Source organism: Aphanothece microscopica RSMan92, assembly GCF_046613545.2.
In the GTDB taxonomy this organism is placed as follows: Bacteria; Cyanobacteriota; Cyanobacteriia; order PCC-6307; family Cyanobiaceae; genus NIES-981.
Map to the genome: position 1 here is coordinate 1 of NZ_JBKKKY020000646.1, position 398 is coordinate 398.

Annotated in this window: 1 tRNA gene; it reads left to right on the plus strand. The window is 61.8% G+C overall.

Going from position 1 to position 398, the window contains the following annotated elements:
* The first annotated feature begins 4 nt into the window (after positions 1-4).
* Positions 5-78: transfer RNA gene (locus tag ACLD7X_RS19460), tRNA-Ile, on the plus strand.
* Positions 79-398: the final 320 nt, after the last annotated feature.

Below are 398 nucleotides of genomic sequence, written 5' to 3' on the forward strand. Positions count from 1 at the left end.
GCATGGGGCGGTAGCTCAGCTGGTTAGAGCAGTGGACTCATAATCCATCGGTCACGGGTTCAAGTCCCGTCCGCCCTACTTCGCTTGAATCCCGAGCCGGTCGCGCCGCGCTGGGGACAGGTCGACCCGTAGGCATCGCGATTAGGTCGGACAAGTCGAGCTCGAGCTGGGCGGCGATAGCTCCAAGATCGTCCACCGAAAAGCTGATCCCCGCGTTCGTGCGCCGGCTCATGTAGGACTGCGTCCATCCAAGAAGTCGCGCCAATTCGGCGTCTTTGAGCCCTCGGACCGCCATGTGCGCGCGGACCGCCGCTGCTACGTCCTGTCGGGCGCGGAGGCGAGTTTCGATCGAGGTGACGTTGCTGTTGCTCATGTTGACAGTATGAATCGAATCGTTG